Origin of the sequence: Burkholderia sp. Bp9015 (assembly GCF_003853505.1) — a bacterium.
Taxonomy (GTDB): Bacteria; Pseudomonadota; Gammaproteobacteria; order Burkholderiales; family Burkholderiaceae; genus Burkholderia.
Window position 1 is genome coordinate 104155 of sequence record NZ_QTPZ01000025.1, and the last position, 15197, is coordinate 119351.

Consider the following 15197-nt stretch of genomic DNA (forward strand, 5'->3'; position numbering starts at 1 on the left):
ACCGAAGCGTTCGGGATCAGGTCATCCCGTGGGATGCGATGATTTCCTCGGTGCGCTCCCAGAGGCGCCGGGCGAGATCGGCGTCCCGGGCGAAGGCCGAGGATTCGGCAGCGCGGCAATCCGCGAAATAACGGCCGGTGACGCCGTTCAGCGCAGGATGCGCGGCCAGCAGGCACGTTGTCGCGGCGCCCTGCGGCACCGTTTTGCCGAACAGCATCGCAGCCGAGACGATCCAGTTGAACGGCCCGCGCATATGCCGATGCAGGCCCGTGGCGCCAATCAGTCCCGGATGGAGTGCGTTTGCAGTGATTCCGACATGACCCACTCTGCGTGAAAGCTCGTTCGCGAACAGGATGTTGGCGAGCTTCGCCTGGCCATAGAACGGAAAACCGCGATAGCCGTTGCTACCGTCGAGATTGTCGAAATCAATGCCTTTCCCGCCTGGAGCAAAGCGATGGGAATGACTGCCCACAATGACGATCCGGCCCGGGCGCGAGCGGTTGATTGAAGGCAGCAACCGCGTCACCAGCAGATGATGGGCGACATGGTTGACGAAGAACTGCTTTTCCACGCCGTTCACCGTCTCCAGCTTTGGCAGCGCCATTATCGCGGCATTGGTGACGACGGCATCGAGGGTGATGCCGCACGCGAGAATGCGGTCGGCGGCCCGGGCAACGGAAGCGAGATCGGTCAGTTCGGCTCCAACGGCCATGCCATCTGCGGCGTCGGCGATCGCCAGGGCGGCGCGCGCCTTGTCTTCATCCCTCGCGACGGCAATGATGCGGGCGCCGCGCATTGCCAAAACCCGCGTCGTTTCAAGACCGATACCAGAATTACAGCCCGTGATCAGGATCGTCCGGCCGGAGAGATCCAGGCCCTCGGTGACCTGCTCCGCGGTGCTGCGTCGCGAAAAGCGCAATGCGGTTATCGGGTCCATCACCCTTCTCTCCCATCGTCAGGTTCATTACGACACCTGGCCGCGCCGACGCTGAAGCCACCGGGACCACCGGCAATGACGACTCGCTTGCCGACCAAATTCCCCATGGCGCGGCTTTCATAAATTCCCGTTACTTCATTATGGGATTTGCATTGCATTTAATCATTATCGAAATGCGCCAAATAACTCGCATTAGACGCCAATAGGGATACCCACGAAAATCCGGGCTACCAGCGACTTATTTTTTGAAAAAAAGAAAATGGCGCGATCGAAACGTTATACTTTGTTAAATCCCATTTTCACCAATCTTACCTAGCTAACGCCCACGGTGTTATGGATAAAGTTTTCCATGAAGACATCTGAAATCATTCGCGACGTCGCAGCCGAGATAGAAGCAATTTTTCGCGAAAACGATCTCGCTGCTCCAAACCCTTCGGCCCTGGAACAACTCGAGCTTCTGCATGGTCGCATTCGCGCTCGCTGCGGCTACTGCGCCGACAGGGTAGGTCACATCAGGATCCTCGCCCAGGACTTCTACAGCGTTCGCAGACATCAATTTCATCCCCAGGGTGCCGACGGCGTACTGTGTGATATCCGTACGAATCTCGAGGCGATTCGTTCATGGTCGAAGGTATGGGAGGAGCACGGCAAGTAACTTCCGCACTGGAGCGCTGGCAATCGAAGCGTTCGTCGGGCAGACAGATGAACGACGAATTGCCGCCGAATTCAGTCATCCGTCGATGCTCTGCCTTAATCGATCCCGCCGCCCCGTTTGACAACCGATGCAGTTCAACCGCCCCGGATAGGGACGGCGAACCGGCGCACAATGCGCGCTTGCGGCTACGCGATCGTCACGAATGGTAAGCCGTCTCCCCGTGCGAACTGACGTCGAGACCCTCACGTTCGCGCTCACCGTCGACACGCAGACCGATCGTCATGTCGACCAGCTTGAATGCGGCAACCGACACGACCGCCGACCACACGAGCGAGGTCCCGACGCCCCAGCACTGCGCAATCAGTTGCTCGCCGATGTGGTAGTCGGCGACCTTGTTTGCCACGTAGTCGTAGATCCCGGTTCCGCCCAGCGACGGCGACGCGAATACCCCGGTGAGCAGCGCACCCGCGATGCCGCCGATGCAGTGGACGCCGAATACGTCGAGCGAATCGTCGACACCGAGAAGGCGCTTGAGCCCGTTGACGCCCCAATAGCAGACGATGCCCGCGATCAACCCCATCGCGATCGCGCCCATCGGCCCGACGAACCCACATGCCGGGGTGATCACGACCAGCCCCGCGATCGCGCCGGACACCGCGCCGAGCATGGACGGTTTCTTCTTCAGCGACCATTCGACGAACGTCCACGACACCGTCGCCGCACAGGTCGCCAAAAGCGTCGTGACGAATGCGAGCGTCGCCGCGCCGCTTGCCTCGAGCGCGGAGCCCACATTGAATCCGAACCAGCCGACCCACAGCAGCGACCCGCCGATCATCGTCATCGTCAGATTGTGCGGCGCCATCGTCTCCCTGCCGAACCCCGCCCGCTTGCCGATCATGATCGCGCCGACCAGCGCCGCGATGCCTGCATTGATATGCACCACGGTGCCGCCTGCGAAATCGATCGCGCCCTTCTGGAACAAGAAGCCGGCCGTCGCGCCGGCCTTGTCGGCCGCCGCGGCGCTCGTGTAAGCGTCCGGGCCCGCCCAGTACCAGACCATGTGCGCAATCGGCAGGTACGAGAAGGTGAACCACAGCACCATGAACGCCAGCACCGCGGAGAATTTCGCGCGTTCGGCGATGCCCCCCACGATCAGCGCGGGCGTGATCGCGGCGAACGTCAGCTGGAACGACACGTAGATGAACTCCGGAATGACGACGCCCTTGCTGAAGGTCGCGGCGGTCGAATCCGGCGTGATGCCGACCAGGAACGCCTTCGAGAGCCCGCCGAAGAACGCGTTGCCTTCGGTGAACGCGATGCTGTAACCGTATACCGCCCACAGAACGCCGAGCAGGCAGAACACCACGAGCGTCTGCATCAGGATCGACAGCATGTTCTTCGCCCGCACCATTCCGCCGTAGAAAAGGCCGAGCCCGGGTGCCGCCATCATCACGACGAGCAGCGTCGCGACGATCATCCACGCGGTGTCGCCCTTGTTCGGCACCGGCACCGCCGCCACCTTGTCGTCCGCGAACACGGGTAGCGCCAGCAATGCGAGCCACGCGCACAGAATCCAGCCAATCGTCTTTTTCATGTCGTTTCCTCGAAGCAAGGCATGCACCGCCCCGCGATGCACGCGATAACCGATGACGAACCAGCAAAATCGGGAATGACCGCGACACCGCACGGAGGCACCGAGCGGGTCGCGGCGTCTGAAGCGACCGACGACATGACGCCGCCCGCTACTGCGCGGCGCCATGTCGCGCGCACCGTCACACCGCGGTCATGACCGCTCGCCCGGAATCCACGACGTGCCGGCCAGCGGCACGCGCGCCATCGCGGCCGCCTCGACCGTCAGCGCGACGAGATCTTCCGGCTCCAGGTGATGAACGTTCTGCTTGCCGCAGGCGCGCGCGATGGTGGTCAGCTCCATGTTCAGCGTCTTCAGGTAATTGCGCACACGACGCGCGCCCTCTTCCGGCTCGAGACGCTTTTCGAGCACCGCGTCCTGCGTCGTCACGCCCACCGGACACTTGCCGGTATGACAGTGGTGACAGAAACCCGGCGACGTATGCAGCGCCGCGTAATCTGCCGCAGCCGAATGCAGCATGCCGTCCTGGAAGTACGATTCGCTGTTGCAGCCGAGCGCCATCAGCACCCCCTGGCCGATCGCGACGGCATCCGCGCCGAGCGCGAGCGCCTTGGCGACGTCCGCACCGGTGCGAATGCCGCCCGACACGATCAGTTGAACCTGCCCCTTCATGTTCAGGTCCTCGAGCGCGGCGACGGCCTGACGGACCGCCGCCAGCGTCGGAATGCCCACGTTCTCGATGAAGCAGGTCTGGGTTGCCGCCGTGCCGCCCTGCATCCCGTCGACCACGACGACATCCGCGCCCGCATGCACCGCGAGCTTCACGTCGTTGAACGTGCGCGTTGCCCCGACCTTCACGTAGATCGGCTTTTCCCAGTCGGTGATCTCGCGCAGTTCCTGGATCTTGATCGCGAGATCGTCCGGGCCGGTCCAGTCCGGATGGCGGCTCGCCGAGCGCTGGTCGACGCCCGCCGGGAGCGTGCGCATCGACGCCACGCGCGGATTGACCTTCTGTCCGAGCAGCATGCCGCCGCCGCCCGGCTTCGCACCCTGCCCGATCACGACCTCGATCGCATCGGCGCGGCGCACGTCGTCGGGATTGAAGCCGTAGCGCGACGGCAGGCACTGGTAGACGAGCGTCTTCGACGAACGGCGCTCCTCCTGCGTCATCCCGCCGTCGCCGGTCGTCGTCGACGTGCCGGCCGCCGTCGCCGCGCGGCCGAGCGCTTCCTTGACGTTCGCCGACAGCGCGCCGAAGCTCATCCCGGCCACGGTGATCGGGATGTCGAGCACGACGGGCTTCTTCGCGAAGCGCGTGCCGAGCACGGTCTGCGTCGTGCATTTCTCGCGATATCCTTCGAGCGGGTAACGCGAAAGCGAAGCACCGAGGAACAGCAGATCGTCGAAGTGCGGTACGTGACGCTTCGCCCCGAGGCCGCGAATCTCGTACAGGCCGCGTTGGGCGGCCGTGTGGATGTAGTCGATCGTCTTGCGGTCGTAGCCGTACGACTCTTCCTGCTGCAAGCGGGCGAAATGAATGGGTTTGACTTCCATGGCGTTGCCTCGATGGAGCGTGGATTCAATATTCCTGGTTCGCGTCGGCGTTCCAGTGGTAGAGCGTGCGGGCCGAAGCGATGCGCCTGAACGCGCGCGGATCGTGGTCGAGCCCGGCCGCATCGAGCAGCGCCGCGACGGCACTGAAGTCCGCGTCGGCCATCGGCTCGAACTGCGCGTCCGCGCCGAGCGACTTCACTTCACCCTTCACGTAGAGCACTGCTTCGTAGAGCGAATCACCGAGTGCGTCGCCCGCGTCACCGCAGATCACCATCCGGCCCGCCTGGGCCATGAATGCGGAGAAGCTGCCGACCGACCCGCCGACGACGATGTCGCCCCCTTTCAGCGAGATGCCACAACGCAACCCGGCGTCGCCATCGATCACGAGCAGCCCGCCGTGCGCGGAGGCACCCGCGCCGTTCGACGCGAAACCCTTCACGTGCACCTTGCCGCTCATCATGTTTTCCGCGACGCCGGTCCCGGCGCTGCCCTCGATGACGATCGTGGCGCGCTGGTTCATGCCGCCGGCGTAATAGCCGGCGTGGCCATCGATCGTCACGGTCACGTCGGCGTCCACGCCGACCGCGATGTTGTGCGCACCGTTCGGCGAGGCCACGACGATCGCCTGCCCGTCGAGCACGTCCGCGCTGCCGTGCAGGTACTGGTTGACGTCCCTGACGGTTGCGTGCTCAAGGTCGAATGTCATGCGTTCCATACGTACATCTCCTCGGGTGCGGGTTCGAATACCTTGGCGTTCCTGATGTCCGGCAGATGCGCGAGCGAGCGAAATTCCGACGCGATCGCGACATAGTCGTCGTTCTCGGCGACGACGGCCGGCTTGCATGCGAACGGGTCGCGAATCAGCGCCAGCTCGGTGGGCGTCCCCATCAGGAACGTGTAGAAGCCATCGAGCTCCTCGAAGCCCTTCTGCAGTGCGACCGGCAGCGTGTCGCCCTCGCGCAGTCGCCATTCGAGGAAGCGGCACGCCGCCTCCGTGTCGTTGTCGGTATCGAAATGAATGCCCTTCGGCTCCAGCTTCCGGCGCACGCCGTAAGGGTTCGACAGCGAGCCGTTGTGGACCAGGCAGAAGTCCTCGCCGGCCGTAAACGGATGTGCGCGATCCGGCGTCACCGCGGACTCGGTCGCCATCCGCGTATGGCCGACCAGGTGAGAACCCTTGAGGCCGCCGAACGCGTAACGCGCGGCGATCTCCGCGGGCAGGCCGATGTCCTTGTACAGGTCGATCGAGCGCCCGGCCGACAGCAGGTACACGCGCGGGTAATGCTCGTTCAGCCAGTGCCTGACCGTGTCGGCCTGCGCGTGGACGGTCAGCACCGCGTGGTTTCCCTTCGCATCGACACGCGCCGCGGCGTCGACGGACGCCTTCAGCCGATCGAGCAGCACGTCCCACGGAAAATGCTCGCCTTCATCCGTAAAGCCCGAGTACAGGCTCAGCTTGCGCTGGTTCGGCTCGACCGCGTCGCCGAACACCGCGAGACCGGCCGAATCCGGGCCGCGTTCGGTCATGCCGATCAGCATCGGCACCATCAGCTCGCCGAGCCGGTCGCGCAACGCCGGTGTCTTGACCAGCAATCCTACGATTCCACACATGTTGCCTGCTCCTCAGAAAAATTCGACGTACTGCTTGATTTCCCAGTCCGATACGTGGCGCATGTATTCCAGCCACTCCATTCGCTTGAGCTTGATGAACTCGTCGACCACCGGCCCGAGCGCATCGCAGATCGTCCGGTCGGCCTCGAGCGCGTCGAGCGCCTCGCCAAGGTTTTGCGGCAGCACGCCGATGCCGTGGTCGCGAAGTTTCTGCGCAGGCCACTCGTACAGGTTCTCGTTCGCCGGCGCACCCGGCGACAGGTCGCGGTCGATGCCGTCGAGCCCGGCGGCGATCACGGCCGCCGTCGCGAGATACGGGTTGCATGCGCCGTCCGGCAGACGCAGTTCGATCCGGCCGCCTGGCATCCGCACCATGGTCGAGCGATTGTTGTCGCCGTAGCTGATGTAGGCCGGCGCCCAGGTCGCGCCGGTCAGCGAGCGCCCGACGACGAGGCGCTTGTACGAGTTCACCGTCGGGTTGCAGAGCGCCGCCAGCGCGGACGCATGCGCGAGCAGGCCCGCCGTGAACCGGTAGCCGAGTGCCGACAGGCCCATGCCGAGCGTATCGTCGGCGTCGGCGAACAGGTTGCGCTTGCCGTCGCCGATCGACATGTGCATGTGCATGCCGTTGCCCGGGCGGTTCGCGAAGGGTTTCGGCATGAACGAACAGATCATCCCGAGCTCGTTCGCGATTTCCGACGCGGCCATCTTGAAGAACACGTAGTGATCGCACGACGTCAGGCAGTCGGTATACGTGTAGTTGATCTCGAACTGCCCGTTCGCGTCCTCGTGGTCGATCTGGTAGACGTCGATGCCGACCGCGCGCAGCGATTCGGTGAGCTTTTCCAGGAACACGCGCGTGCGGGACAGCCCCTTGTAGTCGTAGCAGGGCTTCGCCAGCGTATCGCTCGGATCGCAAGGCTCGAGCGTGCCCGACGCGGAGCGCTTCAGCAGCGAAAATTCGGGCTCGAGGCCGGTAAAGAGCGTCCATCCGCGCTCGGTCAGGCGGGCAACCTGCTTCTTCAGCGTCACGCGTGAATCGAACGCCCACGGTGCGCCGTCGACGTGACCGTCGCACGCGATGCGCGCGAGCCCGGACTGCCACGGCACCGGCGTCAGCGTCGCGAGATCGCCGACCGCCATGTAGTCCGGCCCGTTCGGCTCGATGCCGACACCCCAGATCGCAAAGCCCGCGAAACCCGCGCCCGCGGTCAGCACGCTGCCCAGATGCGCGACCGGCACCGATTTCGCCTTGGCCACGCCGTGAATGTCGACGAATTGCGCGAGCACATACTTCACACCGTGTTGCGCAAGGTATGTCTGCGCTTCGTCCACCGAATCGAAGCGCGGTACGCTTCCGAGTGCGTTGACTGGCAACGGGCTCGCATCGTTCAGGTTCATCGTCTCTCCTTGCAACTGCTGCGTTCACTGGTTTGTGGAATCCGCCCGGCTGGCGAGCGGCCCAATTGCGCGACATGAGGCAAGCACCGCGTCCGGTACGCTGCGATCACGCCTTCTGCATGCGAAGGGATTTATTGTTGTGAAACAATAATTCCCCATATGAAACTTGCGGTGCGCACGCCGGCGGTCCCGACCGTGCCGGCGCGCGTACCACAATCTGCTACCCTTGCCCCTTTTTCCGAGGTCGACGATGCATACCGCTGACGACAGCAAGACCCCGCTCGAACGCTATCTCGGGTCGACCATCCGCGAGCTTCGCCAGAGCCACGGCCTGACCATCGCCCAGGTCGCCGAACAGGCCGGCATCAGCCGCGGCATGCTGTCGAAGATCGAAAACGCTCAGACCTCGACCGGTCTCGACGTACTCCACCGCATTGCCCAGGCGCTCGGCGTCTCCATGGCCGTGCTGTTCCGCAACTTCGACGTCCCGCAGGGCGGCGCCCAGCTCGTGAAGAAGGGCGCTGGCATGGAAGTCGTCCGGAAAGGCACGAAAAGCGGCCACACCTACCATCTGCTCGCCTACGACCAGGGTCCGCGTAAAACCTTCGAGCCGTTCCTGATCACGATGGAGGACCAGGCGGAACGCTTTCCCGTCTTCGAGCATCCCGGCACCGAGTTCATCCACATGCTCAAGGGCGTGATCGAATACCGGCACGGTCAGCAGACCTACATCCTGCATCCGGGCGACACCCTGACATTCCGCGCCGACGTACCGCACGGCCCGGAACGCCTGATCAAGACCCCGATCCAGTTCCTGTCGATCTTCGTCTACGGCCCCCCTGCCGACGAATGACCCTCCCGTCGCGAGAGATAATGCAAGCCTCGTGCCAGGTTTATCTACAGGAATCAAAGATTCCCGTGAATAAACACTTCGGGCGAGATGGCACCCGTGCGTCAGCGGGTGAGAACCCGCTCCCTGCGTGCTGCGGGTGCAGCGCCACGCCAACTTCGGTGCAACGTCGCACTGATACGGGAACCCCGATTACGAAGATGTATCAGCGTTCCTTATGCTGCGAGCCGCGGCAGTGCCGCCAGCGCATCCAGCGCCGCCCGGATCATCCGGCGCACGGTCGGCTGCACGCGGGCCGCGCGTTCGGTGTCGTAGGCGAACGGGAAAGCTTCGTCCATGTAGGTCGACTGGCACATCTCCAGCTGGATCGCATGCACGCCGTGTGACGGCCGGCCGGACGAGCGGGTGATGAAGCCGCCCTTGAAGCGACCGTTGGCGACCCACGTGAACGGGCTTGCGGCAGCCTCGCGCTCGACCGCGGCCTGCACGGACGGCGCGACGGTCCTGCCGTCCTGCGTGCCGATGTTCAGGTCGGGCAGCTTGCCGTCGAACAGCCGCGGCAGCAGGCTCGCGATCGAGTGCGCTTCCCAAAGCAGCACGTGCCCGTGACGCTCGCGCAGCCGCGCCAGCTCGGCCGCCAGCGCCATGTGGTACGGCTGCCAGTATGCGTCGACCCGGCGACCTTTCTCCGCCGCATCCGGTTCGGATCCTTCGCGATAGACGGGCTCGCCCCGAAACGTTTCGGTCGGACACAAGCCCGTCGTCGTCTGGCCCGGGTACAGGCTCTCGTCGTCCGACGGACGATTGAGGTCGATCACGTAACGTGAAACCGTCGCACCGAGCATCGTCGCGCCGAGCGTGGTCGCGAACGCGTACAGTCGGTCGAGGTGCCAGTCGGTATCGGCGAGTGTCAGCGCGCGGTCGGTGTACGCGTCGCGCAACGGCGCGGGTATCGCCGTTCCCAGGTGCGGAATCGAAATCAGCAGCGGCGCATCGCCGCGTTGCAGCGTGTATAGGTCACTCATCGAGCACTCCGTACGAATCAAAGCAATGCATCTTCGGGTAACTGCGGCACGGCGCGCGCAAGCGCCGGCCGGATCGAATGGTCGAGCACGCCGCGCGTCAGCTCGATGATCTCCGTGACGAAGTCCTCCCACTCGCCCTGTCGGTGCAGGAGAAAGAAATCGCGCCGGCCGAGCCGGCCGCCCGGCAGCGGCACGACCACGACGTCGCCGAGGTAATGGCGCGCCTGCCACAGGCACAGCGGCGTCGAGATCGCGAAGCCGAGCCGGGCGGCAACCAGGCTCAGCAGCGGATCCGTCGCGTCGAATTCGAAGCGCCTCGGGCTATCAATGCCGAGATGGCGCGCGAACCGCTCGACCTGCTGGCCGATCACGGAACGTGCGGTGTAACGGATCAACGGCAGTTCGGCGGCCAGCGTTCGCCAGTCGGCCTGCTGGCGCCCGGCCAGATGCGCGCGCGCGACGACCGCGACGAATGCTTCGGAGAACAACGGGACTTCGACGATACGCGCGTCGCTGAGCGTGGTCTGCGTACATACGGCGACGTCGATCTCCCGGTCATGCAATTGCTTGCTCAAACCCGGCGTGATCCCGGACCACATCGAAATCTGTCGCGACGTGCCCGACACCGCGCGAATCAGTTCCGGGCCGACCGTCGCCGCGAACGAGTCGACGCAGCCGAGCCGCACGGGCACCCGCCCCGCGTCCGACGCATCGCCGACGCGCGTGCTGACCATCTGCGCATGCTCGAGCAGCGGGCCGGCCAGTTCCAGCAATGCCCGGCCGGCGAGATTGGGGCGCGGCGGGCGGCTGTCCCGATCGAACAGCACCGTCCCCTGTTCGCGCTCGAGGGCGGAAATCGCCTGGCTGATCGCGCTCTGGCTGACCCCGATCCGCCTGGCCGCGGCGGTCATCGAACCGGTCTCGCACACGGCGACGAAGGCCTGCAGGGCACGCAGGTCGATGGGCGATAGGGTGCGTCGCATAGAGGCTCCAGTGGCGGCGGCGTCCATTCCGGCAATACGGAACGCATGGTGCGCCGATTCGGCCTGCCCGGACGCAGGATGAGCACTTCCGGGCACGTTGCATAAGTTTGCCTAATACAAAATTCGGCGGCACCGCGGCTCCCTAGAATCGGCACGTCGTCCATCCAGAGGGAAGCCATGAGCCACTTCGACTTCATCGTGATCGGTGCCGGCGTGATCGGCACGTCGGTCGCGCATCATCTTGCGTCGCTCGGCGCACGCAACGTGCTCGTCATCGAACGGGGCATGATCGGCGCCGGCACCACGTCGCAATCGTCCGGCCTGCTGCGCACGCATTATTCGGTCCGCCAGAACGTCGAGCTGGCGCGCTCGTCGTGGTCGGCCTTCAACAACTTCGCCGAATACGTCGGCGACGACGAGGCGTCGTGCGGGCTCGTCAAGTGCGGCTACATGATCTGTGCGCCGGAGGGGGCGAAGCTCGAGCCGCTGCGCGCGTCGCTCGACGCGCAACGCGCGATGGACATCGAGGTGCAGTTGCTCGATCGGGACGACGCACGTGCCCGCCTGCCGATCGCACGGTTCGACGACGCGGCGCTGATCGGCTTCGAGCCGGAAGCGGGCTTCGCCGACGCCTATCTCGTCGCGACTAGCTTCGCGAAATCGGCACGCCGGCGCGGCGTGAAGATTCTCGAAGGCACGACCGTGACGGGGGTCGTGCGTGACGGCCGCCGCATCGTCGGCGTCGACACGAGCGCCGGCCGCTTCATGTGCGGCACGCTGATCAGTACGCAGAACATCTGGACCCCGGAACTGTCCGGCTGGATCGACGTCCCGCTACCCGTGAAACCGGAACGGCACACCGTGCTGGCGCTCGAGTGCGACGCACGATATTCGTTCCAGATGCCGGCGTTCAAGGACCTGGGCTCGCCCGGCATGCTCTATTACCGCAGCTATGGCGGCAGCCAGATGCTGGTCTCCGAGGGCGTCGTCGGCGAGACGCTGAATGCGCCGGAAACCGAACAGGGCGACATTTCGCTGGATTACGTCGCCGAAGTCGGTGCGCAGGTCGCCGAACGCTTTCCCGCCTACGAGACAGCCGGGCTCGCGTCGTCGTGGACCGGCGTCTACGACGTGACCCCCGACTGGAACCCGGTGCTTGGCAACATCGGCGACATCGACGGACTCGTGGTTGGCTTCGGTTTCTCGGGCCACGGCTTCAAGCTGTCGCCCGGCATCGGCAAACTGCTCGCACAGCATGCGCTCGGACAGCCGACCGACGTGTCGCTCGCCCCTTACTCGCTCGAACGCTTTGCGACCGGCGCCTTGCTCACCGGCAAGTATGGCCTCGGCGCCGTGTCCTGATCTTCATCCTTTCGACGAGACATTCCCATGCCCCTGAAGATACTGGTGCCCGTCAAGCGCGTCGTCGATCCGAACGTGCGCGTGCGGGTCGGTTCAACCGGCTCGATCGAGACGACCGGCCTCAAGATGTCCATCAACCCGTTCGACGAATGCGCACTCGAGATGGCGCTGCGCCTGCGCGAGGCCGGCCATGCCGCCCAGGTGAGCGTGGTCACGTGCGGCGCGGCCGCTTGCCAGGACGTGCTGCGCACCGGCCTGGCCATGGGTGCCGACGACGCGATCCTGATCGACACCGGCGACGTCGCCGCGTCGCTCGACTCGCTGGGCGTCGCACGGTTGCTCCACGCATACCTCGGCACGTCGCCTTACGACCTCGTGCTTTGCGGCAAGCAGGCGATCGACGACGACACCGGCGGCGTCGCGCCCATGCTCGCCGGCCTGCTCGGCTGGCCGCAAGGTCTCGACGCGACGGCTCTCGCACCCGAAGGCGACGGCTGGCGCGTCACGTGCGGCGACGACAGCGGCACCGCGACCTGGCGGCTGACCGGACGCGCCGTCGTGAGCGCCGACCTGCGCCTGGCCGAACCGCGACGCGTGACGCTGCCGAGTATCGTCAAGGCCAAGCAGAAGCCGCTCGCAATCGTTCCCGCCACGCGATTCGCAGTCGACCTCGCACCGTCGTCGCGCGCAGTGCAACTCGACGAGCCCACCGTACAGCGCTCGGGTCACCGCGTTGCCGACATCGACGCACTGATCGCCGCGCTCGCGGCGCACAACGTCTTTGCCCATACAGGAGTCTCCGCATGAGAACGCTCGTCATCGCCGAAACCACGGCCGACCATACGCTGCCGGATACGGTCCGGCGCGTCGTGACTGCCGCAACGGCATGCCGGCATCCTGTCGACGTGCTTGTGCTCGATCCCGCGGCGGCCGCGCAAGCCGCGCTGATCGACGGCGTCGACCGTGTACTCCGGCCCGATCTGCCCGGCACGGCCGGCGCCGTCACGCCGGAAAGCCTCGCCGTGCTGCTTGCCGGACTGGCGCCACGCTACACGCTGATCGCGGCCGCCCATCGCACGCTGGGCCGGAACGCGTTGCCGCGGGCCGCGGCCCTCACCGGTGCGGCGTTCGTCGCGGACGTGACCGGCATCACGGACGACGGACGCTTCGTGCGCGGCCTGTATGCGGGAAGCATCGTCGCGACCGTCGAAAGCGCGCGCGAGACCAGCTTTGCGACCGTGCGCGCATCGTCGTTCGCGGCGGCAGGCGCGCGAGCGGAACCGGCACCGATCGATTCCGTGGATGCGCCGCCCGCATTCGCCGCGACAACGCTCATCGAACGCAACGGCGCCCAGACAGCCGGCATCGATCTCGCGAATGCGCCGATCGTCGTGTCAGGCGGGCGTGGGCTCGCGTCCAGCGAGAACATGGCGCGGCTCGGCACGCTCGCGTCGCGTGTCGGCGCAGCCCTCGGCGCATCACGTGCCGCGGTCGATGCCGGCTACGCACCGAACGCGATCCAGGTCGGGCAAACCGGCAAGACCGTCGCCCCCGACGCTTATCTCGCGTTCGGGATCTCGGGCGCCGTTCAGCACCTGGCCGGCATGAAGGATTCGAAGTTGATCGTCGCCGTCAACAAGGATCCGGATGCGCCCATCTTCTCGTTTGCGGACGTGGGCTTCGTGGGGGACCTGTTCGACGTGATGGCTGCACTCGAACGTCACGTCGAGGCCGGGGGTGGTGCATGACGCACCCGGATTCCGGGCAGGGCGGCGTCCCGCGCGTGCCTGCACCACGTTCCTCCAGCGGGACTGCACCGTCGGCGTCGCACTATCCGTCCGTCCGGTTTATCGATTGCGCGCAAGTCGAGTCTGAAGCCTGGGCGAACGGCGCGGGCGTCACGCGAACGATCGCCAGCCGCATCGACTCCGACGGCAACGTGGACTGGCGTATCAGTCTCGCAACGCTCGACGGATCGGCCCGCTTCTCGCAGTTTCCGGGCGTCGACCGGATACTCGTGCCGGTCGACAACTCGAGCGTCGAACTGCGCGCGCAGGACGGGCATCTCGTCGCGCACCCGATCGTGCCGGCGTACTTTCCCGGCGATTTGCCGGTGTGGACGACTGACATCGTACGGCCTACGCACGTCCTCAACGTGATGACGCGCCGCGCGGCCTGCCGGGCCACCGTGAGCGTGGCGACGCATTCACGCCGCGTGACGCCGGCGCCGACGCATCTGCTGATTTGCGCGGCCGGCCAATGGCGCTTCAGCAGCGCGTCGCTCAGTACCCAGACCCTGCTGCCGATGCATGGCCTGTGGCTCGACGGCCGCAGCGAAGAAATCGACCTGCAGTCCGACGCACTCGACTCCCGCCTGATCTCGATCGCGATCGAGCCAGTCGGACGCTAATCCCCGCCTTCTTGTACGTTCATGTCCCACGTTTCTCTTATTGAACAATACGGCCCGCGCGAATCGATGGAATACGACGTCGTGATCGTCGGCGGCGGCCCGGCCGGGCTGTCGGCCGCGATCCGGCTCAAGCAACTGGCCGCCGAGAAAGGCACCGAGATCGGCGTGTGCGTGCTCGAGAAGGGTTCCGAGATCGGCGCGCACATCCTGTCGGGCGCGGTGATGGACCCGCGCGCGATCACCGAACTGTTTCCCGACTGGAAGGAACAGGGTGCGCCCGTGAACGTCGAGGTGACGGAAGACCGCTTCCTGTTCCTGTCGGAAAAGAGCGCGGTCACGACGCCGAACTGGGCGCTGCCCGCCAACTTCCAGAACCACGGCAACTACGTGATCTCACTCGGCAACGTCACGCGCTGGCTCGGCCAGCAGGCGGAAGCCCTGGGCGTCGAGATCTTCCCGGGCTTTCCGGCTGCCGAGATTCTGTACAACGACGACGGCTCCGTGAAAGGCGTCGCCACCGGCAACATGGGCGTGGGCAAGGACGGCGAGCCGACCGAGAACTTCCAGCTCGGCATGGAGCTGCACGCGAAGTACACGCTGTTCGCCGAAGGCTGCCGCGGCCATCTCGGCCGTCAGCTGATCTCGAAGTTCAAGCTCGACGCGAACGCCGATCCGCAGGCCTACGGGATCGGCATCAAGGAACTGTGGGAGATCGATCCCGAGAAGCACAAGCCGGGCCTCGTGATCCACACGGCCGGCTGGCCGCTGAAGTCGGACACCTACGGCGGCTCGTTCCTGTATCACATGGACAACAACCA

At 65.4% G+C, this 15197-nt stretch carries 15 protein-coding genes; 7 read left to right on the plus strand and 8 right to left on the minus strand.

All coding sequences use genetic code 11. The features are described from left to right. Window positions 1–16: 16 nt before the first annotated feature. Window positions 17–937: an SDR family oxidoreductase gene (locus DIE12_RS24820; RefSeq protein WP_221623855.1), complete on the minus strand. Its 921-nt coding sequence runs from the start codon at window positions 935–937 to the stop codon at window positions 17–19. A gap of 349 nt (window positions 938–1286) precedes the next feature. On the opposite strand from DIE12_RS24820, the gene DIE12_RS38735 reads away from it, so the two are divergent. Continuing rightward, on the plus strand, window positions 1287–1592 hold the full coding sequence (locus DIE12_RS38735) for a hypothetical protein (RefSeq protein WP_260427865.1): 306 nt from the start codon (window positions 1287–1289) through the stop codon (window positions 1590–1592). Window positions 1593–1788: 196 nt separating this feature from the next. Here DIE12_RS38735 and DIE12_RS24830 read toward each other — a convergent pair whose 3' ends face one another. The 5 genes from DIE12_RS24830 to glnT form a co-directional block, all read right to left on the minus strand. Next, window positions 1789–3186, minus strand: a complete 1398-nt coding sequence (locus tag DIE12_RS24830) for an ammonium transporter (RefSeq protein WP_124521263.1) — start codon at window positions 3184–3186, stop codon at window positions 1789–1791. A gap of 189 nt (window positions 3187–3375) precedes the next feature. After that, window positions 3376–4737: an FMN-binding glutamate synthase family protein gene (locus DIE12_RS24835; protein ID WP_034191060.1), complete on the minus strand. Its 1362-nt coding sequence runs from the start codon at window positions 4735–4737 to the stop codon at window positions 3376–3378. A 25-nt stretch (window positions 4738–4762) separates the two neighbouring features. Beyond that, the gene (locus tag DIE12_RS24840) at window positions 4763–5452 is read right to left on the minus strand and encodes a protein glxC (RefSeq protein ID WP_124521265.1); all 690 of its coding nucleotides are present in this window, start codon (window positions 5450–5452) and stop codon (window positions 4763–4765) included. Next, complete coding sequence (locus DIE12_RS24845) at window positions 5440–6348, minus strand: class II glutamine amidotransferase (protein WP_034191062.1); 909 nt, start codon at window positions 6346–6348, stop codon at window positions 5440–5442. The genes DIE12_RS24840 and DIE12_RS24845 overlap by 13 nt, the downstream gene beginning before the upstream one ends. A gap of 12 nt (window positions 6349–6360) precedes the next feature. Continuing rightward, a complete protein-coding gene (gene glnT, locus DIE12_RS24850) occupies window positions 6361–7749 on the minus strand; it encodes a type III glutamate--ammonia ligase (RefSeq protein WP_185640876.1) in 1389 nt (462 codons plus the stop codon). 250 nt (window positions 7750–7999) lie between these two features. Here glnT and DIE12_RS24855 point away from each other — a divergent pair, with 250 nt between their 5' ends. Further along, window positions 8000–8602: a helix-turn-helix domain-containing protein gene (locus tag DIE12_RS24855; protein ID WP_124488097.1), complete on the plus strand. Its 603-nt coding sequence runs from the start codon at window positions 8000–8002 to the stop codon at window positions 8600–8602. Between the two features lie 212 nt (window positions 8603–8814). On the opposite strand, the gene hutG is transcribed toward DIE12_RS24855, so the two are convergent. Continuing rightward, a complete protein-coding gene (gene hutG / locus DIE12_RS24860) occupies window positions 8815–9624 on the minus strand; it encodes an N-formylglutamate deformylase (protein ID WP_124521267.1) in 810 nt (269 codons plus the stop codon). Between the two features lie 17 nt (window positions 9625–9641). Then, window positions 9642–10607, minus strand: coding sequence for a LysR family transcriptional regulator (locus tag DIE12_RS24865; protein WP_124488118.1), 966 nt, complete (start codon window positions 10605–10607; stop codon window positions 9642–9644). A 177-nt stretch (window positions 10608–10784) separates the two neighbouring features. On the opposite strand from DIE12_RS24865, the gene DIE12_RS24870 reads away from it, so the two are divergent. The 5 genes from DIE12_RS24870 to DIE12_RS24890 form a co-directional block, all read left to right on the plus strand. Beyond that, a complete protein-coding gene (locus tag DIE12_RS24870) occupies window positions 10785–11969 on the plus strand; it encodes an FAD-binding oxidoreductase (protein ID WP_124521269.1) in 1185 nt (394 codons plus the stop codon). A gap of 27 nt (window positions 11970–11996) precedes the next feature. Then, the gene (locus DIE12_RS24875) at window positions 11997–12776 is read left to right on the plus strand and encodes an electron transfer flavoprotein subunit beta/FixA family protein (protein WP_124521271.1); all 780 of its coding nucleotides are present in this window, start codon (window positions 11997–11999) and stop codon (window positions 12774–12776) included. Further along, a complete protein-coding gene (locus DIE12_RS24880; protein ID WP_124521272.1) occupies window positions 12773–13717 on the plus strand; it encodes an electron transfer flavoprotein subunit alpha/FixB family protein in 945 nt (314 codons plus the stop codon). Before DIE12_RS24875 ends, DIE12_RS24880 begins: the two co-directional genes overlap by 4 nt. Continuing rightward, window positions 13714–14379, plus strand: coding sequence for a HutD family protein (locus tag DIE12_RS24885; protein WP_124521274.1), 666 nt, complete (start codon window positions 13714–13716; stop codon window positions 14377–14379). The genes DIE12_RS24880 and DIE12_RS24885 overlap by 4 nt, the downstream gene beginning before the upstream one ends. 21 nt (window positions 14380–14400) lie before the next feature. Continuing rightward, a partial coding sequence (locus DIE12_RS24890) for an NAD(P)/FAD-dependent oxidoreductase (RefSeq protein WP_148092720.1) occupies window positions 14401–15197 on the plus strand: 797 nt, incomplete at its 3' end.

Excerpts from the sequence above, each read along its gene's own strand:
- DIE12_RS24820 (WP_221623855.1), bottom strand. The coding sequence starts at position 937 with ATGGACCCGATAACCGCATTGCGCTTTTCGCGACGCAGCACCGCGGAG.
- DIE12_RS38735 (WP_260427865.1), top strand. The coding sequence starts at position 1,287 with ATGAAGACATCTGAAATCATTCGCGACGTCGCAGCCGAGATAGAAGCA.
- DIE12_RS24830 (WP_124521263.1), bottom strand. The coding sequence starts at position 3,186 with ATGAAAAAGACGATTGGCTGGATTCTGTGCGCGTGGCTCGCATTGCTG.
- DIE12_RS24835 (WP_034191060.1), bottom strand. The coding sequence starts at position 4,737 with ATGGAAGTCAAACCCATTCATTTCGCCCGCTTGCAGCAGGAAGAGTCG.
- DIE12_RS24840 (WP_124521265.1), bottom strand. The coding sequence starts at position 5,452 with ATGGAACGCATGACATTCGACCTTGAGCACGCAACCGTCAGGGACGTC.
- DIE12_RS24845 (WP_034191062.1), bottom strand. The coding sequence starts at position 6,348 with ATGTGTGGAATCGTAGGATTGCTGGTCAAGACACCGGCGTTGCGCGAC.
- glnT (WP_185640876.1), bottom strand. The coding sequence starts at position 7,749 with ATGAACCTGAACGATGCGAGCCCGTTGCCAGTCAACGCACTCGGAAGC.
- DIE12_RS24855 (WP_124488097.1), top strand. The coding sequence starts at position 8,000 with ATGCATACCGCTGACGACAGCAAGACCCCGCTCGAACGCTATCTCGGG.
- hutG (WP_124521267.1), bottom strand. The coding sequence starts at position 9,624 with ATGAGTGACCTATACACGCTGCAACGCGGCGATGCGCCGCTGCTGATT.
- DIE12_RS24865 (WP_124488118.1), bottom strand. The coding sequence starts at position 10,607 with ATGCGACGCACCCTATCGCCCATCGACCTGCGTGCCCTGCAGGCCTTC.
- DIE12_RS24870 (WP_124521269.1), top strand. The coding sequence starts at position 10,785 with ATGAGCCACTTCGACTTCATCGTGATCGGTGCCGGCGTGATCGGCACG.
- DIE12_RS24875 (WP_124521271.1), top strand. The coding sequence starts at position 11,997 with ATGCCCCTGAAGATACTGGTGCCCGTCAAGCGCGTCGTCGATCCGAAC.
- DIE12_RS24880 (WP_124521272.1), top strand. The coding sequence starts at position 12,773 with ATGAGAACGCTCGTCATCGCCGAAACCACGGCCGACCATACGCTGCCG.
- DIE12_RS24885 (WP_124521274.1), top strand. The coding sequence starts at position 13,714 with ATGACGCACCCGGATTCCGGGCAGGGCGGCGTCCCGCGCGTGCCTGCA.